Genomic DNA, 21238 nt, shown 5'->3' with positions numbered 1-21238 from the left:
AATGCCTCGATCATCGACGAATCGAGTCAGTTGAAATCGTGTCTGGAAAGATTCCAAAGGTACTTTGAAAGACTCAAAATCAGTGCCGTTGAAATTTGGCAGGAAGATAGACGCAGCGCTCTCGTCAGCGAGCCATGCTTTTCCTGAACGCGGCAACGTAATAGGCTGCGCTTTTCTGGAACGCTCCAGACATCGTCACGGCCGACTGTTGCGCGCAACCATTTCGTTCCTGTCGCTGTCATTACGACGACAATCTGCAGCAGCTCAAGATGCGCAAATCAGAGGGAACGTGAAGAGCTCTGGCGATGGTTCGATGGGCCGCCGTCGTCTACTAATATGGTCGCCCTGTTTTCATAGCGGCGAGCAGCCTGACTGGCGCCGCGGCCCGTGCAGAGAAATCGACTTTCGATGTCGTTCGTGGAGCCAAATTACAGCTCAGTCCTTGTATTCATACAACAAGCGGGCGCGGATCGTACCTTCCAGCGCCCGAATATCCGCCAGCACCCGCTCGCTATCCGCCGCCGATGCATCAGCATCGAGGACGACATAGCCGATGTCGTTGTTGGTCTCGTAATATTGCGCGGCAATGTTGACCGCATGGCGCGCCAGCACCTCGTTCAGCCGTCCCAGCATGCCCGGAACGTTGCGCTGGACCTGGATGAACCGGGTACCTGACGGGCGTGCCGGCAGTTGTACCTGCGGGAAGTTCACCGTGCCCATAGTCGACCCGCTGTCGCTGTAGTCGATCAGTTTACGTGCGACTTCCGCACCGATGCGCTCCTGAGCTTCTTCGGTGGAGCCGCCGACATGCGGCGTCAGGATGACGTTCTCCAGACCCTGCAGCGGGGTCACGAAGCGCTCCTGATTGGAGCTGGGCTCGACGGGGAATACGTCGACGGCCGCACCGCGCAATTTGCCCTGGCGCAGTGCATCGGCCAGCGCATCGAGATCGACCACGGTGCCGCGGCTGTTGTTGATGAAATAGGCGCCGTCCTTCATGGCGGCGAATTCGTCGCGACCGATCATCCCCTGCGTGGCCGGGGTTTCCGGCACATGCATGCTGACCACATCGCTCTGCGCCAGCAGTTCCTGCAGGCTTCCGACAGGTTCGGTGTTGCCGTGACGCAATCGATCGGTGTGATCGTAGAAGATCACGCGCATGCCCAGCGCTTCCGCCAGGTTCGAGAGCTGCGAGCCGATGCTGCCGTAACCGACGATGCCGAGCGTCTTACCGCGCACTTCATAGCTGTTATTGGCCGATTTCTCCCAACCGCCTTCATGCGCCAGGTTGGAGCGCGAGATGATCCGGCGGAACAGCATGACGATCTCGCCGATCACCAGTTCGGCAACCGAGCGCGTATTCGAGAACGGCGCATTGAACACCGGAATGCCACTACGGCGCGCCGCGTCGATATCCACCTGATTGGTGCCGACGCTGAAGCAACCGATCGCGATCAGCCGGTCCGCGGCATCGAGCACGTCCTGGGTGATCTGCGTGCGCGACCGGATACCGAGAATGTGTACGCCTTTGAGTGCTTCCTTCAGCTCATTGCCACCGAGCGCCTTGGAGAGCCGCGTCACGCTCGAATAGCCCGCTGCCTCGATCAGCTCGACCGCGCTGTCGTTCACGCCTTCGAGCAGAAGGATTTTGATCTTGTCTTTCGGGAGGGAAAGCTGCGGCAAAGGCAGGCTGTTCATGGTCACGGTCGCGGCGTCCTTTGAGCAATGAATGAGATAGAAACCACGCTGGAGCGGTAAAGCCCCGGTTGGTCCGGCTCACATCGTCTGGTTTGGTTTGGCGCCTGTTTAACGTCACCGCGGCGATCTTGCTACGGGTATCTAACCCGTTGAAATCACTTATCTCTAATCCAAGATGATGAGGGACCGGCGCGCGACCCCACCTGAGCCCGCGAGAATCTGGAGCAGTCTGCGCGCCCGCGCGCTCCCCCAGGGAACGGAACAGGACCCGGGAAATTGTCACGTGACTTCAGTACGAGGCGCGGACAGCGCCTTCCTTCCCCAGCCTCATGGTGCCCCATTTCCGATCTCGATCCCGATACCACCGAGCATGCTGATTTGCGCGGCGGACATTCGCCGTGGTTTGCCGGCCTGCAGCATGCCCCCCGTCGGCCCCTTACCGAAGACATCACATGCGATGCCCTGATCGTCGGCGGCGGTATCACCGGCGCCCTGATGGCCGAGCAACTGACGCGGCAGGGACTGGATGTGGTGATCGTCGATCGCGAATTGCCTGGGCGCGGCAGTACAGTAGCGAGCACGTCGATGCTGCTGTGGGAGATCGATCGTTCGCTGCAGGAGCTGACACATCTCTATGGCTATGAGCGCGCCGCGCGTGCCTATCGCGCCAGCTATGACGCCGTCCATGGATTGAAGGCGCTGGTCCGGACGCTCAACCTGCGATGTGACATGCGCGCGAAGGACTCGCTCTATCTTGCCGCAGGCGAGAGTGCCAAAGGACTGATCGAGGAACACGCGCTTCGCGCGCGCGCCGGCCTGCCCGGCACACTCCTCGATCACAAGACCCTCCTGTCCGAATACGACATTGCCCGGGCGGGTGCCATCGTCTCGCCGGACTCGGCAGATTCCGATCCGTTGCAACTGGCACTGGGGCTGCTGAATGTCGCGACGGCGCGCGGCGCGCGATTATTCGAGGCGGAGACGGCCGCGTTCGACTCCGCAGGCCACGCCGTCGGCGTTCAATTGACGGACGGCCGTATCGTCGAGGCGCGCCATGTCGTGCTGGCGACGGGCTATGTGATGCCCGACATCGTGCACACAACGGTACAGAAACCCTCTTCGAGCTGGGCGATCGCGACGAAGCCGCAGCCGGACAGACTCTGGTGCGGCGGCGTGCTGATCTGGGAAGACAGCAAGGATTATCTCTACGCCCGAACCACCGCATCCGGCCGCATCATCATCGGCGGCGAAGACAGCGACGAGATCATCGATCCCGATGCACGCGATGCCCTGATCCCTGCCAAGGCACGTGCGCTGAAGGAGAAGCTCGCATCACTCTGGCCACGCGCCGAGCTTGCCATCGACTATCGCTGGGCCGGCACTTTCGACACCACGCGCGATGGCCTGCCGCTGATCGGACCTGTGCCCGGCCATCCGCGTCTCTATGCCGCCTATGGTTATGGCGGGAACGGCATCACCTTCAGTTATCTCGCAGCGCAACTGATCGGCGGGATGATCGCGGGCAAACGCTCGCCATTACTGGATGACTTCGCGCTGCAGCGCGATATCGCCTGAAACTTAGCGCGCTCGACTCGGCGAATTCAGCTATCCCCATGTGATCAAAACGCAGGCGGCGAACGCCCCGTTTTGCGTCAGCGACACTGATTGACTTCCAAAAGACGATTGTTAGCATACAAGTGAATTTTGGCCCTCCTGCCCGGGGTTTTTCCATATGAAGCCGGCGCCGTTCACGCGACACGTCCCACGCACCGTGGATGAAGTTGTGAGTGCATTGGCCGAGTTTGCGCCGCTCGATGGCCGCATTCTGGCGGGCGGCCAGAGCCTGGTGCCGATCATGGCGTTCCGCATGGCGCGGCCAGCACACTTGATCGATATCAATGAGGTCGAAGGGCTCGACCGCCTCGCTGTCGACGGCGACTATCTCTCGATTGGCGCGCGGGTGCGCCACGGCGCATTCCACAAGCCTGTCATCGACGGTCCGCTCGGTAAGCTCCTCGCTTTCGTCGTCAGCCACATCGCGCATTATCCGATCCGGATGCGCGGCACGTTTTGCGGCAGCCTCGCCCATGCCGATCCTGCATCGGAGTGGTGCCTCGTCGCGGCAACGCTGGACGCCCAACTGGTCGTGAAGAGTGTGCGCGGCGAACGCATCGTGCCTGTCACCGATTTCCTCGAAGGCATCATGTCGACATCGCTGGCCGAGGACGAATTTCTCGCCGAAGCACGGTTGCCGCTGCTACCCGACGATACCAAATTCGGCTTCTACGAGTTCAGCCGCCGTGCCGGCGATTTTGCGATGTCTGCCGCGCTCGTTACCTATCGTCTCGTCGATGGCGTGATCGCCGATGCGCATGTCGGCATCGGCGGTGCCGAGGATCGCGCGCGGCGCATTATCGAGGCCGAAGACGTCTTGAACGGTAACGCGCCCTCGCCAGACCTGTTCGTCGCCGCCGGTGAAGCCGCAGCGAATGCAATCGAACCGCTGGAGGATATCCAGACCACTGCGGAATATCGCTGCGATCTGGTCCGCGCCGTGACGCGGCGCGCACTGGAGCGGTCGACGCAATGACGATCCACACCAAGGGCACCGGCACGACCTGGGTTGGGCGCTCGATCCGCCGGCTCGAGGATCCCGCCCTCGTCACCGGTCGCGGCCGCTTCACGGCCGATATGCCCGCCACACACTGGGTGCGCTTCGTCCGCAGCAGCGTGGCTGCCGGAACGATCGAGAATATTACGGCACCAGAGGGCACAGGCATCGTCACGGCCAAGGACCTCGCAAAGCTGAAGCCGATCCGGCCGATGCTGAGCAAGTTCAATTATGTCGCGGTCGGTCAGCCGATCCTTGCCGATGGCGTGGTGCGGTTCACAGGTGAGTCCATCGCGGCCGTCTACGCGCCGAGCAAGGATCAGGCGGAGGACATCGCCGATCAGGTCGAGGTCGAGATATCCCAAGGCGCACCGCTGATCGACGCGATGGATGCGCTCGCCGAGGACGCTCCGCTGGTTCACGCCGACACCAAGCACAACGTGATCGTCGAGGGTCGCATCGCGACACCCGGCTTCGAGGATGTTTGGAAGACCGCACACAAGGTGCTGCATGTTGAAGCGCGCTCGCACCGTCAGAATGCGACGCCGATGGAGGCCCGCGCAGGTCATGCCTCCTATGACGCATCGACCGGTCGCGTGACACTGACCTGCACCACACAGATGCCGCATCTGACGCGCACGGCGGTGTGCGACATCCTCGGCATTCCGGAATCGGATCTGCGTGTCATCGCGCCTGACGTCGGCGGCGGCTTCGGCCAAAAGATGTCGCTGGCGCCGGAATATGTGCTGCTGGTCTGGCTGGCGCGCAAATTGCGCAGCTCCGTGGCCTGGACCGAGGATCGCCGCGAAAACCTGATTGCGAGCTTTCACAGCCGCGATCAACACGTCCAGCTCGAAGGCGCATTCGACAAGAGCGGAAAGCTGCTCGCTTTGCGCGGCGACATTGTCGCCAATATCGGCGCCTATTCCTGTTTCCCGACGACCTGCGGCGTCGAGCCCTTGATGGCACTGGCCGAGCTCCCCGGCCCCTATGACGTCCGCGCCTATGACTGTCGCTCGCGCGGCGTGATGACCAATACCTGTCCGATGGCGCCCTATCGCGGCGTCTCGCGGCCGGTCATCACCTTCGTGCTCGAACGCTTGATGGACAAGGCTGCCGCCGCTTTCGACATCGAGCCGACCGAATTGCGTCGCCGAAACCTCATCGACAAATTTCCCTATACATCAGCGACCGGTCTCGTCTTCGACGACGGCAGCTACAAGGAAACCATGGAGATGGCCATCAAGGCCATCGACCTCGACGCATTCCGCAAGCGCCAGAAAATCGCGCGCGATGCCGGCCGCTATCTCGGGATCGGCTTTGCCACCTTCTCCGAGCGTACTGGCTATGGCAGCCCGGCTTTCGCGGCACGCGGGATGGAGATCACGCCGGGCTTCGAGACCGTGTATCTGACCATCGATCCCTCGGGCTTCGTCGAAGCGCGGATCGGCTCGTCGCCGCATGGCCAGGGACTGCGCACATCACTGGCGCAGATCATCGCCGACGAGATCGGCATCGATCCGGAATTCATCAAGGTGGTTCACGGCGACACAGACCGCTCGCCCTATGGCTGGGGCACATTCGCCAGCCGCTCGCTGGTGCTCTCGGGCGGCGCCAGCTTGCTTGCGGCGCAGAAGATCCGCGCCAAACTGCTGAAGATGGCGAGCCATTTCCTTGAAGCAGCGCCCGAAGACATCACGCTGCAGTCCGGCTCGGCGCATGTCATCGGCACCGATCGCTCCGTCACCATCGCGTCGATGGCGCGTGCGGCCTATCACCAGACCCACATCTTCAAGGGCGAGATCGAACCGGGTCTCACCGAAACCGGCACTTACGATCCATCCGGAACCTTCTCCAACGCCTGCCATGTCGCGATTGTCGAGGTCGATATCGAGACCGGCCGCGTCGAGATGGAGAAATTTCTGGTCGCGGAGGATGCCGGGCTGATCATCAATCCGATGATCGCCGATGGTCAGGTCCATGGCGGGGTCGCTCAGGGCATCGGCAACGCGCTGCTGGAAGAGATCATCTATGACGAGACCGGCAACATCCTGACCAGCACGCTGGCGGATTTCCTACCGCCGACGACGCACGAAATTCCCGAGATCGAGTTGCATCACATCGAGACCCTGACCGGTAACTCCATCACCAAGGCCAAGGGCCTCGGCGAAGGCGGCGCCATCGGCGCGCCGGCAGCGGTGATCTCCGCAATCAACGACGCGTTGTCCTGCTTCGGAATCTCCATCGACGAAATGCCGGCAACGCCGCAGCGCATTCGTGCGGCGCTGCGCGCAAGCGGAAAATTGCCAAGCAACGGAAAACTTGCATGAGCGACAAGACCGACATCACCCTCATCATCAACGGCCAGTCCCACGCCATCTGCGTCGAGTCGCGCCGGACCCTCGCCGACGCGATCCGCGAGGATTGCGGTCAAACGGGTACGCATATCGGCTGTGAGCACGGCGTGTGCGGCGCCTGCACGGTGCTGGTGAATGGCGAACCGGTGCGCTCCTGCCTGATGTTCGCGCAGCAGGCGGACGGCAAGCAGATCCGCACCGTCGAAGGCCTCGCCGATGGCGACGAGATGCATCCGATGCAGCGCGCCTTCATGGAGAACCACGGCCTGCAATGCGGCTTCTGCACACCCGGCTTCCTGATGCTTGCCGTCGGCGTGCTGGAGCGCGAACCGGATATTTCCGACCATGATCTGGTCGACGTGCTGTCGTCGAATCTGTGCCGCTGTACCGGCTACCAGAACATCATCAAGGCGGTCCGCGCTGCCGCGGTGGAGATGCGCCAGTCGTGACTGCTGCCGCCAAACCGGGACTGGTTGGCCAATCCGTCACTCGCAAGGAAGACGGCCCGCTGCTGCGCGGCCAGGGCAAGTTTGCCGCCGATATCAATTTCCCGAACCAACTCCATATGCGTGTGGTGCGCTCGACCTACGCCCACGGCAATATCGTCTCGGTCGATCTCGCGCCGGCTCTGGCGATTCCGGGCGTGGTCGCCGCCTGGAGCTTTGCCGATGTCTCCGAGATTCCGCCGATTGATTTCCGTCTGACGCGGCTGGAGCAACTCGCCGCCTATCGCCAGACCATTCTGGCCAAGGACAAGGTGCGCTATGTCGGCGATCCCGTCGCCGTCGTGTTCGCCGAAGACCCCTATCTTGCCGAAGATGCCGCCGAGCATGTCGAGGTCGAGATAGAAGAACTGCCGGTGATCCTGCAGGCCGATGGCGAGGTCGGCGAGTTCCGCGACGGACTACCGACCGAGACCGCACTGATCGAGAAAGGTTATGGCGACGTCGATGGAGCGTTCGCCAAAGCGCATGCCGTAGTCAGCCTTTCGCTCTCCATCGGCCGTCATTCCGGCGTTCCCCTGGAGACGCGCGGGGCCATTGGCCGTTACATCGCCGAGACAGACATGCTGGAAATGTACGGCGCTGCGAAAGTGCCGCACTGGAATCGCGACCAGCTTGCGAAAATGTTTGGCCGCACCGCTGCCAACACCAATCTGTTCGAAGGCCATGTCGGCGGCGGCTTCGGCATTCGCGGCGAGATGTATCCCGAAGACGTACTGGTGTGTCTGGCCGCGCTGCGCCTCGGCCGCCCCGTGAAATGGATCGAGGATCGCCGCGAGCATCTGATCGCGGCCAATCACTCGCGGCAGCAGACCCATCACATCCGCGCGGCGATCGATCGCGACGGCAATATTCTGGCCATCGACAACGAGTTCTTCCACGATCAGGGCGGCTATATGCGCACGCATGCCGCCACCGTGCCCGACCTCGCCGCTGCGATGCTGCCCGGCCCCTATCGCATTCCCGCCTATCGCGTGCTCGGCCATATCCGCCTGACCAACAAGACGCCTGGCGGCACCTATCGCGCGCCCGGCCGCTATGAGAGCACTTTCGTGCGCGAACGCTTGCTGGATGCGGTCGCGGCCAGAGTGGGGATCAGCGGCGTCGAGGTCCGTCGCCGCAACCTCATCGCGACCGGCGAGATGCCGGTCACGCGTGCATTGGAAACGCTCGGCACCGACATCGTGCTGGATTCAGGCGACTACCCGAAGCTGCTGGACAAGGCGCTGAATGGCATCGGCTGGGACGACCTGCAGACGCAGATTACGTCGCGTCGCAAGGCGGGCGAACTGGTCGGCTCCGGTGTCGCCATGTTCGTCGAGAAAAGCGGTCTTGGCCCGTTCGACGATGTGCGGATCAATGTCGGGACCGACGGGCTCGTGGAAGTCGTCACCGGCGCCGCTTCGGTCGGCCAGGGCGTCGAAACTGTCATCGCTCAGATTTGCGCAGAGAAACTCGGCGCCAGCTATGACAATGTCAGCGTGATCCACGGCCAGACCAACCGTATCGCCAGAGGCCTCGGCGCGTTTGCCTCGCGCGTTTCCGTGATGACCGGCGAAGCGACGCGGCAAGCCGCGCTGAAGCTGCGCGACAAGGCTCTCGCGGCCGCAGCTGAATTGATGCAGTTGACGGCCGATCAACTCGATATCGTCGATGGCGAGATTGTCCGCCTCGATGGCGGCACTGGCCCATCGATGACGCTCGCCGAGATCGCAAAGGCGCTCGAACCGGGAGGCAATCTGGTTGGTGATAGCGAACCTGGCCTGTTCGCCGAAGCATCGTTCGAATCCAAGCATATGACCTACCCATACGGCGTCCATGTCGCCGTCGTCTCGCTGGCGCGCGATACAGGCGGCATCAGCGTCGAGCGGTATCTTGTCGCCTATGACATCGGCAAAGCGATCAACCCGATGCTGGTCGATGGCCAAATCGTTGGCGGCGTGGCCCAAGGCATCGGTGGTGCGCTTTATGAAGAGTTCACCTACGACGACCGAGGCGAACCGCTGGCGGTAACCTTCGCCGACTATTTGATGCCGACGGCCCGCGAAGTACCTGATGTCGAAGTGATCATTTCCGAGGATGCGCCGAGCCCGCTCAACCCAATGGGGCTCAAGGGCGCCGGCGAAGGCGGCACCAATGCCGTCGGCGCGGCGATTGCAGCGGCGATCGACGACGCGCTCGGCCAACCCGGGGCTATCACGCAGCTGCCGGTCTCGCCGCAGCGCGTGAAGGCGCTGCTCAACGCCAAAGTCTGATCAGGTAATCTTCTTCAGCAACCGCGTCAGTGTCCGTTGCTCTTCGGCGGTCAAGGGGCGTAGCGTCTTGGCGCTGACCTCCGCTGCAACGCGGATTGCCGCATCGACCACACGGGCGCCCTTCTCGGTCAGCGACACCGCACGGCGACGGCGATCCGTAGGGTCGCTACCGGTGGTGATGAATCCGCGCAGGCCCAGCCGATCCACAACCCCCTTGATGGTCGCGGCATCGAGATAGACCAGCCGCCCGAGATGGTTCTGTGAACTCGGGCCGACCTCATGCAACTTCGCCAGCACCGCGAATTGCGTCTGGGTCAGATCCTCGATCATGTTGGACATGAAGATGGAGGTGTGGCGCTGCATCGCCACGCGCATCAGGAAGCCGACCTGGGAGTCGAGGACATAGTCCGGCGGCGTCTCCGCGGTCGGAAGGGCCTTCAGCTTGGTCGGTTTCTGCGCCATGTCGTCCCCGATGATCTCTTGCTAGTTATGAACGATCTTCGGTTGCCGCGACAGTTGAAGTTTTGGTCGTTACACCGTCAAATAAGCGCGTTGAATGTCAATATTCTCCGCCAGCTCGGTCATGGTGCCGTTCCATTGGATCTGGCCCTTTTCGAGGACATAGGCCCTGTCCGAAACCAGTTCGGCGAAATGCACGTTCTGCTCCGACAGCAGGATCGACACTCCAGCCTTTTTCAGTTCGAGAATGGTATTGGCCATCAGTTCGACGATCAGGGGGGCAACGCCCTCGGACGGCTCGTCCAGCAGGATCAGCAGCGGATTGCCCATCAGCGTCCGCGCCACGGTGAGCATCTGCTGTTCGCCACCGCTCATCCGCCCTCCCGGACGGTTCGGCATTTCGCCCAAGTTCGGGAACAGCGCCAGCAACTTCTCCTCGGTCCAGACCGGCGCCGGCACGCCGTCGCTGAACTTGCGTGGCGGCTGGCGGCCGATATCGAGATTTTCCAGCACCGTCAGATCGGAGAAAATACGACGGTCTTCCGGCGTGAAGCCGAGGCCGAGCCGCGCGATCTCATAAGGCTGCCGGCCGGAGATATCGTGGCCATCGAACCGGATCTTGCCGGTGGACTGCGCCATCAGACCCATGATGGCCTTCATGGTCGTGGTCTTGCCAGCGCCATTGCGGCCCATCAGTGCGACGACTTCGCCGCGCCCGACATTGAGGCTGAGATCATAGAGAATCTGCGCAGCGCCATAGGAGGCACCGAGATTTTCGACCGAGAGCATCGGGGCACTCATCAGTGGGCCTCCGATTTCTGGAAGGTCTTGCCGGTGCCGAAATACACTTCCCTCACCTGCGGATTGTCCCGGATCGACTTCGCATCGCCGTCGGCGATCAGCCGGCCCCGCGCCAACACGATGATGCGATCGGCGAAAGCGAACACCACATCCATCGAATGTTCGGTGAACAGTACGGAGATGCCCTTCTCGATCACCAGACGCTTCACCAGCGCGATCAGATCGTTGCGCTCCTTGGGCGCCATGCCGGCAGTCGGCTCGTCCATGAGCAGCAGCCGTGGATCGTTGGCGAGCGCAATCGCCAGTTCGACGCGCTTGACGTCGCCATAAGCCAGCTCGCGGCTCGGCCGATCGGCGGCATCCTGCATGCCGACCTGGGCCAGCAGCTCCAGCGCGCGTTCACGATGCAGCGAGGATGCCGGCTTCCACAGCCGATAGACCTGATTGGCGTGGGAGATCAGCGCCATCTGCACATTCTCGATGACCGTCATCGAATTGAAGGTGGCGGCTACCTGAAAGGTACGACCGATACCAAGGCGCCAGATATCGCGTGGCTTCTTGCCGTTGAGCTTCGCCCCTTCGAACCAGATCTCGCCGGAATCCGGCGGCAACTGGCCGTTGATCATGTTGAAGCAGGTCGACTTGCCGGCGCCATTCGGGCCGATCAGCGCAAGAAACTCGCCGCGCTTGATGTCGAACGACACTTCGTTGACGGCACGCACACCACCGAAGGATTTCGAGAGCGAACGAATGGCGAGGTCGCTCATGATGCGGCCTTCGATGTTGTCTTTCGCCGCGAGATCAGCTTGACGAGGCCGCCGACGATGCCACTCGGGAACGCAAGCACCAGCAGCAGAATGATGCCGCCGAGCAAGGCCCGCCAGTATTCTGTGGAACGCATCATGAAATCCTGCAGCACCGCATAGACCGACGCACCGACAATCGGGCCGGTCAGCGTCTGGATGCCGCCGAGAAGCACCATGACGAGACCATCAATGGAGCGGCTGACGCCGATGGTCTCCGGCGAGATCGAGCCCTTGGCGAAGGCGAACAATCCACCGGCGATGCCGCAGATGCCGCCAGCAATGGCGAAGGCCAGCCAGTGCACACGCTTGACATCAAGACCGATCGCTTCGGCGCGCAAGGGAGAGTCACGCCCTGCCCGCATCGCGTAACCGAATGGCGCGAACAGGAATTTGCGGAGCAACAATACGCCGAGCGCGGCCAGTGCGAGTGTCAGGAAATAGAATGCCCCACGGCTGTCGAATGGCGCAGTGGGCCAGACGCCGAGAACGCCGTTGGAGCCACCGGTGAGTGTCTCCCACTGGAACACAGCGGCCCAGACGATCTGGGCGAAGGCGAGCGTGAGCATCGCTAGATAGACACCAGACAGACGCACGGCGAACCAGCCGAACAGCAGCGCGCCGACCAACGCCAGCACTGGCGCGGCTGCCAGTGCGAGCCCCATCGGCGCAGCAAACCATTTCACCAGCAGCGCTGCGCCGTAAGCACCGAGGCCGAAATAGGCCGCATGGCCGAAGGAATGCATGCCACCCGGCCCCATGATGAAATGCAGGCTGGTTGCAAACAGCACGGCAATCAACACGTCGATGCCGAGCACGAGCGTATAGGGCGAGTTCTTGGCGATCAGTGGCAGGCACACGAGAACGACAAGAAGGATGAGGCCCGCGATCTTCGTGGCCGGTGTCGCAGGACGCAGCGGCTCTTCGGGCTCAGCCACGCTGCGCACAGCCACCTGCTCCCGACCGAGCAAGCCGTAGGGCCGTGCGATCAGCACCGCGGCCATCACGAGAAATTCGGCCACCAGCGTCAGTTTGGAGAAATTCACCGTGAAGCCGCCAAAATTCACGACGCCGAGGCCGATGCACAACGCCTTCACCTCGGCGATGATGACCGCCGCAAGATAGGCGCCGGAGATCGAGCCCATGCCGCCGACCACAACGACGACGAAGGCGTCGCCGATCACGATCAGGTCGGTCGCCAGCGTCGCCGGCTCGCGCGCAATCTGCAGCGCGCCGCCAAGGCCAGCGAGCAAAGCGCCGAGCGCGAACACGCCCGTGAACAGCATGGCCTGGTTGACGCCGAGCGCGCCCACCATCTCACGGTCCTGCGTGGCTGCGCGCATCAACCGGCCGAAGCGGGTCTTGGCCAGCGCCAGATGCAGCATCCACAGTACGAAGGGGCCGACGAAAATCAGGAAGATATCGTAAGTGGGCAGCCGGCGGCCGAGCACCTCGATGGAGCCGGTCAGGCCTGGCGCGCGCGGGCCAAGCAGATCCTCAGGACCCCAGATCCACAGCGTCGCGTCGTTGATAACGAGCACCAGCGCGAAAGTAGCGAGCAATTGAAACAGCTCAGGCGCGCGATAAATCCGCCGCAGCAGAAGGATCTCGATCGCAGCGCCGATCAGGGCCACCAGCAATGCGGTCAGAACAATGCCGCCCCAGAAGCCGACGGCACCGCCGACCTTGGTGGCGATGCTGTAGGCGATATAGGTCCCGATCATATAGAGGGACCCGTGAGCGATATTGACGATCCGGGTGACGCCGAAAATCAGCGACAACCCGGCCGCCACGAAGAACAGGCCGGAGGCGGCCGACAGGCCGTTTAGTGCCTGAAACAGAAACGCGTTGAAACTCATCGGAGGAATCCCCCTCCCCGCGTTGAACGTGCGAGGAGAGTATCAACGGCGATCATCGTCGTACTTCCTGTTACTCGGTCGCGGGACGGAGCTTCTTAACTTCGGCGTCGCTGGGCAGCACCGATGCACCATCGACATATTTGAAGTTGGCCATGGTGCCCTTGCCGCCTTCAAGCGCGATCTTGCCCACGTAAGCGCCCATGGTCGCCTGGTGATCGCTGGCGCGATACATGAACGGACCGAACGGGCTGTCGAGCTTCAGACCTTCGAAGGCCGTAATCAGCTTGTCGGTGTCAGTCGAACCTGCCTTGGCGATACCGGCAGCCAGAGAAGTCATCGTGACATAGCCGACGATCGAACCAAGACGCGGATAGTCGTTGTACTTCTTCTGATAGGCCGTCAGGAAAGCCAGGTATTCCGGGGTCTTGATCTTGTCCCAGGGATAGCCGGTGACGATCCAGCCGACCGGCGCTTCTTCCTTCACCGGATCGAGATATTCCGGTTCGCCCGACAGAAGGCTTACGACGGTGCGATCCTTGAACACGCCACGTGTGGTGCCTTCACGGACCAGCTTGGAGAAGTCCGCGCCGAACAGCACGTTAAAGATCGCGTCCGGCTTGGCATCGTCGATGGCCTGCACCACGGCGCCGGCATCGACCTTGCCGAGCGGCGGTGCCTGCTCGGTGACGAATTCGATGTCAGGCTGCTTGGCCTTCATCATTTCCTTGAAGGTCGCGACCGCGGCCTGGCCGTATTCGAAGTTCGGATAGACCAGCGCCCAGCGCTTCTTCTTGGCAGCCAGCGCATCCGGCAGCAGCATTGCGACCTGCATATAGGTCGTGGCGCGCAGGCGGAACGTATACTTGTTGCCGTTCTGCCAGGTGATCTTGTCGGTCAGCGGCTCGGCAGCGAGGAAGAACACTTTCTTCTTGCCGGCGAATTCGGTCACCGCGAGACCGATATGCGAGAGGAACGTTCCGGCGATGATGTTGACGCCTTCGCGCGTCACCAGCTCATCGGCCACGCGCACTGCATCGCCCGGCGTCGAGCCATCGTCGCGCGAAATAACTTCAAGCTTCTTGCCAAGCACGCCGCCCTTGGCATTGATCTGTTCGATCGCCAGCTCCCAGCCCTTCTTGTAGGGATCGAGGAACGCGGTCTGTGTCTTGTAGCTGTTGAGCTCACCGATCTTGATCGTGTCCTGCGCGAGAACCGCGTGGCCGAACGACAATGTCAGTGCGCCGGCCATTGTGCCGGCAATCGCGAGTGAGTGAAGGGAACGAGCCGTCATCATGATCGAACTCCGTTGTGATCGACGTTTGCGATAGAAGTGATTCTCGCCGAAGCCTTCGCAAGAAACGGATCGACCGTTCGCCCTTGCGTCGCTTGCAGCCCCATGTTTGCAACGTGAATTAGTTTGTACGCAAATAGTCCGGCGCACTCACTTTGTTGTCAAGACTGGTCTTGGTGCAACATGCCTAGCACACCGCTGAAGTTTTGATCATCCAATGTCAGCAGATTGCGTGCGCAACTGCGGCGTAATTTCGCAGAGCCGCGCGGCGGGGTATTCCGCCGCCGCGCGTCCTGTTTTGACGACTACCGATCGCGGAAACGGTCCATCAGCGCCTTGTCCTGACCGCCATCGATTTCGATCATCGTGCCGTTGGCCATCTGCACCAGAGGCGACGCGAGCATGACAACAAGGTTTGCAACTTCCTCGACTTCGGCGATGCGGCCGAGCGGGATCGAGGCCGGCGCCAGCTTGTCGGCTTCCTCGTAGGAGATCTTCATGTCGCGCGACATGGCGTTGACGAGGCCGGCCCAGCGCTCGGTACGAACCGGACCCGGATTGACGGCGCAGAACGAGATGTTGTGACGGCCGTACTGACCGGCGAGCGACAGGGTCATGTTCTGACCAGCAGCGTTCGCAGCACCCGGTGCGATTTCCCAATAGGATGGCTTGACGCCGTCATTGCCGATCAGATTGACCACGCGGCCACCACCCTGCTTGACCATGATGGGCAGCGCGTAGCGCAAGCAGCGCACATAGCCCATGAATTTGAGCTGCAGCGCCTGTTCCCAGTCGGCTTCGGTGAGCGTCTCGATCACGCCGCCCGGCGCCGAACCGGCATTGTTGATCATCAGATCGATGCTGCCGAGTTCCTTGGCGGCCTTCTCGACGAAAGCCTTGGCATCCGCATCCTTGGTGAGGTCGGCGGTAATCGCGACCACCGTCACCCCGTAGGCGTTGCGGATTTCTTCAGCCGTTTTCTCCAGCGGCTCCATGCGACGGGCGCAGATGGCGACATTGACGCCCTCCTTTGCCAGCGTCATGGCAATCGCCTTGCCGATACCTTCGCTGCCGCCGGTGACGAGAGCGCATTTGCCTTTGAGTTGGAGATCCATGTGCGTGTCCTTCTGAGGTTGGCGGAAATGAAAACGAAAATTCTTAGGTCAATCAGCTTCCTGTAAAGCGCGGGGGTCGTTTCTCGGCAAAGGCCTTGCGGCCTTCGGCGTAGTCGGCGCTGGCGTCCGCCGCGGCATAGAACTGCTCGGCTTCAGCCAGGAGTTCGGCATTACTCGTGCTCAGCGCACGAATGGCAGCCTTGGCCGCCTTGATGGTCAGCGGCGCATTGCCCGCGATCTTCCTTGCAAGCTCGCCGGCCAGCGATTCAATGTCAGCCTTCGGTGCGATGATATGCACAGCGCCCAGCGCATGAGCGCGTATGGCAGGCAGACGATCCGCCGTGAACAAGACTTGCCGCGTCGCACCGGCGCCGAACACGCGGATAAAGCGCGCGATACCGCGCGGATCGTAGCCCAGACCAAGCTTGGCGGCGGGTACTGCGAAGAAGGCATCATCCGCAGCAACGCGCATGTCGCAACTCGCAGCAACGGATGACCCGGCACCCATGCAGCCGCCATAGATCAGGCCGATGGTCGGCTGCGGGATCGCCTCGATCGCCAGACAGGTATTCTCGACCAGATCGTCATAGGCCCGGGCATTGCCCTCGCCTGATCGAGCCGTGGCAAAGTCGGAAATGTCTGCGCCTGCGGAAAACATCAGGTCGCCCTCGCCGCGGATGACCACGACACGGATATCCTTGCGGGTGGCGACGTCGCCGGCAAAGGCGGCGATCTTGTTCCACATCGCCGTGGAGATCGCGTTACGTCGTGCCGGATTGGCCAGACGCAGCGTCGCGATGCCGTCCGCAATATCAATGACGATATCGCCGGGCGTGCTCATCGCTCAGGCCGCCGGCTTGTGCGACATCCAGCGACCGGACTCGGCCGCCGGGAAAAGCTCAGCCAGCGCTGCATTGAATGCCGCCGGCTCTTCGCTGGTGATGGTATGGCCGGCACGCGGCAATACCAGAAGACCTGCTGTCGGCACCGTACGCTTGAGAAAGATGCTGGGATCGAGGCACCAATCGTCCTCGTCGCCAACGATGATCAGCAGTGGCGGCGTGAATGTCTCGAGTTGCGGCTTCATCTCCCACAGCATCGGCCGCTTGGCCTGCAGCTCGCGCATGGTCAGCGCGTGCCCGACCGGAGAATGATCCGCCAGCATGCGCGCAAACTCGGCGAAACCACGCGGGTCCTTGTTCTTGTGCGTCTGACGCGTTGCACCATCGGCATAGCGCGCTGCAGCGGTCGGAAAATCGACCGTCTCGAACATTTTTGCGGTTTCGCGCGAGGCTGCACGGCCCTGCTCCACAAAGGCAGGATCGGGACTGGAGCCGTAACCGCAGCTTGCAGCGGTTACCGACAAACAGCGATCCGGATAGTGAATGCCAACATGCAGCGCCGTCGATGCGCCCATGGAATGACCGACGATATGCGCCTTGTCGATTTTCAGTGCATCCATCAATGCGATGACGTCATCGCGTGCAATATCCTGGCCGTAACGCGCTGGATCGGTCGGTACATCCGATGGCGGATAACCGCGCTGGCTGTAGGTGACGCAACGATAGGAGCGCGAGAAGTAACGAAGCTGGGGCTCCCAGGTGCGGTAATCCCCCGCATACTCATGGACGAAAACCACAGGACTCCCGGTGCCGACTTCCTCATAATAGAGTTGCGTCCCGTCGGGCGTCGTCACGTGCGGCATCATCGCCTCCTGCAGTCAGAGCAGATTTCATTTGCACACAAACGAAATGCTAGTAGCGTTATTTCACGACTGCAAGAGGATTTAGTGGATTCAATTTTGGCATATCATTTGCTTACAAACAAATATCGCAACGCCGCATAAACCGATCGAAAAGCCACGCGCCACAACGTTTCTTGAGGAGATGTCATGACCGGTCTTTCGCGACGCGCCTTCACAATGGGCACGGCTGCTACGCTGATGAGCAACGCGCTCGCAACAAATTCGCAGGCGCAGGCGCCGACAAAAATCCGCGTGGGTAGCCTGACACTTCCCGTCTTCGCGCCGATCATCATCAACATCATGAAGGCGCAGAAGTTCGATACCAAGAACGGTTTCGAGGCCGAAGTTCAGGTCTACCCTTCCTTCTCCTCTTATTATGCGGGCCTCGCCACCGGCGAAATCGACACGCTGATCGGCGGGCCCACCTACTTCCAGAAGCTGCGCCTCGAAGGCGTGCCGCTGCAAATCGTCGCAACAGGTGCCACGCTCGCCGATCTCGTCATCATCACCAAGGACCCGGCCATCAAGTCGCTGGCCGACCTGAAAGGCAAGCAACTCGCCGCCGATATGGGCAGCGGGCAATTCCAGATCCTGTCGATCTACGCGAAATCCAAAAAGATGGACCTGGCCAAGGACATGACATTGGTCAACGCGAACTTTGCTGTAGCGCGTGCGCAGCTTGCCGCCGGCCGCGTCGACGCCGCGATGATCATCGAGCCGATCGCCACCATGATGATGAAGGACGATCCGTCGCTGAAGATCATCTTCAACGCCAATGACGGATGGAAGGAGATTGCGGGCACCACCGGCTGGGAGCTGGTCTACGCCATGCGCGAGGATACCATCAAGAAAGCCCCGGATGCGCCCAAGAAATTCGTCGCGGCGCTTGCGGACGTCACCAAATATCTGCGCAGCGATCCGGACGGTGCCGACAAGATCGCAGTCGAGACCGTGAAGCTGCCGCCCGGCATCCTGAAGGAAGCCGTGCTCGCCAAGCGCTGGGACTTCGACGCCAAGCCAGCCTGGGACGCCACCGAACGCAAGAGCATCTGGGATACGTTCGAGCGCGCCGTCGCCGCCGGCTTCCATCCAAAGCTGCCTGACGAAGCGATCATCTATGCCCCCTGACGAGCCGAGACCTGCCACGCCATTCGAGGAACCGATCTTCGAAAGGTCACCGCGAAGCCTGATGATCTCCAGCCTGCCGCGCGAGACGATCATATCGATCGTGCTCTTCGCAGCGGTCTGGCAGGTCATGTCCTATCTGGCGCCGACGTTGGGCATTCCTGCTTTCGCAATCCCGGGCCTTGGCCGTATTGCCGAAAGCCTGGCCAAGATCACCCCGCTCGACGTCGCGGTGACGCTCGGCCGTGTGTTGCTGTCACTGGTCGTTTCCTTCGTCATCGGACTGCTGGTGGCGGTGCTGATGTATCTGTCCGAAAGCATCGAGAAATATCTGCGGCCGATGGTGCGGATCCTGATGGCGGTACCGGTCGTCTCCTGGATCCTGTTCGCGGTGCTGTGGTTCAAGGGCGTCGAATTCCGCATCGTCTTCGTGCTGGTTGTGGTCTGCGCACCGGTTTTCACGGTCGACGCCCTCGACAACATGCGCGAGGTGTCGCGTGACCTGAAGCAGATGATCCGCTCATTCAGGCCGACGCCGTTGCAGTTCTTTCACAAGCTGATGCTGCCAGCGATCACGCCGGGGATCATCACGAGCTGGAAGATCACCCTCAGCCTCGCCATACGCGTTGTCACCATCGCTGAACTCGTCGGCGCAGTGACCGGCATCGGGCATCAGCTCTCGGTCGCACAGGAATTGTTCTCGGTGGCCGACGTGTTCGCCTGGACGCTGGTGCTGGTCATATTGCTGTTCTTCCTCGAAGCGCTGCTCGTCAGACTCGAAACACACGTATTGCGGTGGCGGGCATGACGGCAGCTTCAGCGCCCATCGAGATCGCCGGCCTGCGCAAGGTATTTCGCCAGACCACCTCCGGCCAGTCGATCACAGCCATCGACCAGTTGTCGCTGCGGATCGAGCCCGGCGAACTCATCGCCATCGTGGGCAAGACCGGTTGCGGTAAGTCGACCCTGTTCGACCTCTTGATCGGACTCGAACATCCTACCGCCGGCAGCATCACCATCGGCGGCAAGACGCCCTATGACGACTTCAACGCCTTCCGCGGCAAGATCGCGACGATCTTCCAGCAGGACCGGCTGTTTCCGTGGCGCTCCGCACTCGACAACGTCAAGCTCCCACTCGAACTGATCGGCATCGCCGAAGATGTTCAGCAGGAGCGTGCGCTGACGTGGCTGAAGCGGCTGGGGTTGGAAAAATTCGCCAATGCCTATCCGCGCGAACTTTCCGGCGGCATGCGCCAGCGTGTGGCGATTGCGCGCGCCTTTGCCGTACAGCCGGAGATCCTGTTGGCGGATGAATCCTTCAGCGCGCTGGATGAAGTCACCGCCAACGAGCTGCGCAAGACCTTCGTCGAACTGGCACGAGAGTTTAAATCGACCGCGATCCTGATCACGCATCAGCTCGAAGAAGCCATGGCCGTGGGCGACCGCATCGTCGTGTTCGGCAAGTCAGCGGCGCTTTTGGCGGACGTGCGAATGTCAGACTGGGATCGTGCGGACTATCCCCTGCTCCGCGAAGCGATTCAGAATACACTGCAGGCAAACGCGCCGGATGCGAGATTGAGGCGCTAAACAACGATCCACCGACCTCTCCACGTCGTGCCCGGGCTTGTCCCGGGCATCCACGACTTGGCCGCTAGTCCAGACGGACGTGGGTGGCCGGGACAAGCCCGGCCATGACGGTGTGGACCTAAACTACATCACCCCATGATCGCCTTCGCCGCGTTCCCCATGGCTTCCACCGACGCATCGCCCGTATCCGTGAAGCACAGGATACGACACGGGCATGACTCAAGCCCATCATAGCGCCACGGGAATGCGCCGATCAGGCAACGCTGGTTCAGCATTAGCTCGATGTCGCCGCCGATATTCTCGGCATGCAACAAGCCTTCCTGGAACGCGTAATTGTGGAACGGAAACATGTCGGCAGTCACGTGGCGGCCCGAGAGCTTGTGATTATACTCAAACGTGCCGAAGAATTCCGCCGGCGTCTTGCCGTGCTTCTTGGTGAACTGCGCAGCGATGTCCGGCCGCATGTTGCGGATCGAGGTGTTCATCGAGTGATCGCAGGAACCCGTGTCCATGCCGAACCATTTGATCTTCTTCTCCAGCATCCAGTGCAGCGTGTCGAGGTTCGGACCGGGGTGATAGCAGAAGTACTTCACCAGATCCTGCTGCGCCTGCCCTTCGTAATATTTGTGCCAGCCGGTGTGCAGGATCAGAATGTCACCTTCCCGAATATCCGCGCCGGACTTCTCAAGCATCTCAGGCGTGATCACCGCCCAGTCGTGCATCTGGCTTGAGATGTCGACGACGACGCCGCGATTGAACAGGTAGTCCAGCGGCAGCGAGGCCATGTCGCCCTTGCGCCCGTCGGTGGCGTGCATCGCGCCGTCGAAATGGGTGCCGGCATGCAGCGCCGTCTCGATCCGCTGCGCCACGATCATCTGCGTCTGCAGGTTCTGCGCATAATACATCTTGTTGCCGGCATAGCCGACCCAGCCGGGCGTGTGGATGTTCATGACGTGGGAGAGATCGACGACTTTCATGGTGCTGTCCTTCATCGTTTCGGGGCGCCCACCGGCAGGTGGAAATCGTAAGC

Annotated in this window: 18 protein-coding genes; 8 read left to right on the top strand and 10 right to left on the bottom strand. The window is 61.5% G+C overall.

The window, feature by feature from the left end; all coding sequences use genetic code 11:
* Positions 1-435: 435 nt before the first annotated feature.
* Positions 436-1698: a phosphoglycerate dehydrogenase gene (serA, locus tag AB8B02_RS07600; RefSeq protein WP_089267132.1), complete on the bottom strand. Its 1263-nt coding sequence runs from the start codon at positions 1696-1698 to the stop codon at positions 436-438.
* A gap of 378 nt (positions 1699-2076) precedes the next feature.
* On the opposite strand from serA, the gene AB8B02_RS07595 reads away from it, so the two are divergent.
* The 5 genes from AB8B02_RS07595 to AB8B02_RS07575 all read left to right on the top strand — a co-directional run bounded on the left by AB8B02_RS07595 (position 2077) and on the right by AB8B02_RS07575 (position 9424).
* Positions 2077-3273 carry an NAD(P)/FAD-dependent oxidoreductase gene (locus tag AB8B02_RS07595; RefSeq protein ID WP_439063586.1) on the top strand — a complete coding sequence of 399 codons (1197 nt, stop codon included), beginning with the start codon at positions 2077-2079 and terminating at the stop codon, positions 3271-3273.
* A gap of 157 nt (positions 3274-3430) precedes the next feature.
* A complete protein-coding gene (locus AB8B02_RS07590; protein WP_089267131.1) occupies positions 3431-4288 on the top strand; it encodes an FAD binding domain-containing protein in 858 nt (285 codons plus the stop codon).
* On the top strand, positions 4285-6639 hold the full coding sequence (locus AB8B02_RS07585) for a xanthine dehydrogenase family protein molybdopterin-binding subunit (RefSeq protein WP_439063585.1): 2355 nt from the start codon (positions 4285-4287) through the stop codon (positions 6637-6639). The genes AB8B02_RS07590 and AB8B02_RS07585 overlap by 4 nt, the downstream gene beginning before the upstream one ends.
* Positions 6636-7115, top strand: a complete 480-nt coding sequence (locus AB8B02_RS07580) for a (2Fe-2S)-binding protein (RefSeq protein ID WP_089267129.1) — start codon at positions 6636-6638, stop codon at positions 7113-7115. Before AB8B02_RS07585 ends, AB8B02_RS07580 begins: the two co-directional genes overlap by 4 nt.
* On the top strand, positions 7112-9424 hold the full coding sequence (locus AB8B02_RS07575) for a xanthine dehydrogenase family protein molybdopterin-binding subunit (protein ID WP_439063584.1): 2313 nt from the start codon (positions 7112-7114) through the stop codon (positions 9422-9424). Before AB8B02_RS07580 ends, AB8B02_RS07575 begins: the two co-directional genes overlap by 4 nt.
* Here the strand turns inward: AB8B02_RS07575 and AB8B02_RS07570 are convergent, their stop codons facing one another.
* The 8 genes from AB8B02_RS07570 to AB8B02_RS07535 all read right to left on the bottom strand — a co-directional run bounded on the left by AB8B02_RS07570 (position 9425) and on the right by AB8B02_RS07535 (position 17457).
* Positions 9425-9886: a MarR family winged helix-turn-helix transcriptional regulator gene (locus tag AB8B02_RS07570; RefSeq protein ID WP_092151504.1), complete on the bottom strand. Its 462-nt coding sequence runs from the start codon at positions 9884-9886 to the stop codon at positions 9425-9427. It lies immediately after the preceding gene.
* 69 nt (positions 9887-9955) lie between these two features.
* Entirely contained in the window at positions 9956-10684 is a 729-nt protein-coding gene (locus AB8B02_RS07565; protein WP_175367396.1) for an ABC transporter ATP-binding protein, read from the bottom strand.
* A complete protein-coding gene (locus tag AB8B02_RS07560) occupies positions 10684-11451 on the bottom strand; it encodes an ABC transporter ATP-binding protein (protein ID WP_093758939.1) in 768 nt (255 codons plus the stop codon). The genes AB8B02_RS07565 and AB8B02_RS07560 overlap by 1 nt, the downstream gene beginning before the upstream one ends.
* Positions 11448-13346: an ABC transporter permease gene (locus AB8B02_RS07555; RefSeq protein ID WP_120290966.1), complete on the bottom strand. Its 1899-nt coding sequence runs from the start codon at positions 13344-13346 to the stop codon at positions 11448-11450. The genes AB8B02_RS07560 and AB8B02_RS07555 overlap by 4 nt, the downstream gene beginning before the upstream one ends.
* 70 nt (positions 13347-13416) lie before the next feature.
* Positions 13417-14637 carry an ABC transporter substrate-binding protein gene (locus AB8B02_RS07550; protein WP_439064608.1) on the bottom strand — a complete coding sequence of 407 codons (1221 nt, stop codon included), beginning with the start codon at positions 14635-14637 and terminating at the stop codon, positions 13417-13419.
* Positions 14638-14942: 305 nt separating this feature from the next.
* Entirely contained in the window at positions 14943-15752 is an 810-nt protein-coding gene (locus tag AB8B02_RS07545; RefSeq protein WP_089267123.1) for an SDR family NAD(P)-dependent oxidoreductase, read from the bottom strand.
* 52 nt (positions 15753-15804) lie between these two features.
* Positions 15805-16593, bottom strand: a complete 789-nt coding sequence (locus tag AB8B02_RS07540) for an enoyl-CoA hydratase-related protein (protein WP_120290964.1) — start codon at positions 16591-16593, stop codon at positions 15805-15807.
* 3 nt (positions 16594-16596) lie between these two features.
* Positions 16597-17457, bottom strand: a complete 861-nt coding sequence (locus AB8B02_RS07535) for an alpha/beta fold hydrolase (RefSeq protein WP_089267317.1) — start codon at positions 17455-17457, stop codon at positions 16597-16599.
* Between the two features lie 186 nt (positions 17458-17643).
* Here AB8B02_RS07535 and AB8B02_RS07530 point away from each other — a divergent pair, with 186 nt between their 5' ends.
* From AB8B02_RS07530 to AB8B02_RS07520, 3 genes are all read left to right on the top strand, one after another.
* Complete coding sequence (locus tag AB8B02_RS07530) at positions 17644-18624, top strand: ABC transporter substrate-binding protein (protein ID WP_439063583.1); 981 nt, start codon at positions 17644-17646, stop codon at positions 18622-18624.
* 61 nt (positions 18625-18685) lie between these two features.
* Positions 18686-19429 (top strand): ABC transporter permease, encoded by a 744-nt coding sequence (locus AB8B02_RS07525; protein WP_439063582.1) that lies wholly within the window; start codon positions 18686-18688, stop codon positions 19427-19429.
* Positions 19426-20208, top strand: a complete 783-nt coding sequence (locus tag AB8B02_RS07520) for an ABC transporter ATP-binding protein (RefSeq protein WP_439063581.1) — start codon at positions 19426-19428, stop codon at positions 20206-20208. The genes AB8B02_RS07525 and AB8B02_RS07520 overlap by 4 nt, the downstream gene beginning before the upstream one ends.
* 128 nt (positions 20209-20336) lie before the next feature.
* Here the strand turns inward: AB8B02_RS07520 and AB8B02_RS07515 are convergent, their stop codons facing one another.
* Positions 20337-21185: a cyclase family protein gene (locus AB8B02_RS07515; RefSeq protein ID WP_170849696.1), complete on the bottom strand. Its 849-nt coding sequence runs from the start codon at positions 21183-21185 to the stop codon at positions 20337-20339.
* Positions 21186-21238 lie beyond the last annotated feature (53 nt).

It is taken from the genome of Tardiphaga sp. 862_B3_N4_1 (assembly GCF_051811085.1).
Classification (GTDB): Bacteria; Pseudomonadota; Alphaproteobacteria; order Rhizobiales; family Xanthobacteraceae; genus Tardiphaga; species Tardiphaga robiniae.
The sequence above is the reverse complement of the archived record's forward strand: the minus strand, read 5'-3'. Positions and strand labels throughout refer to the sequence as shown.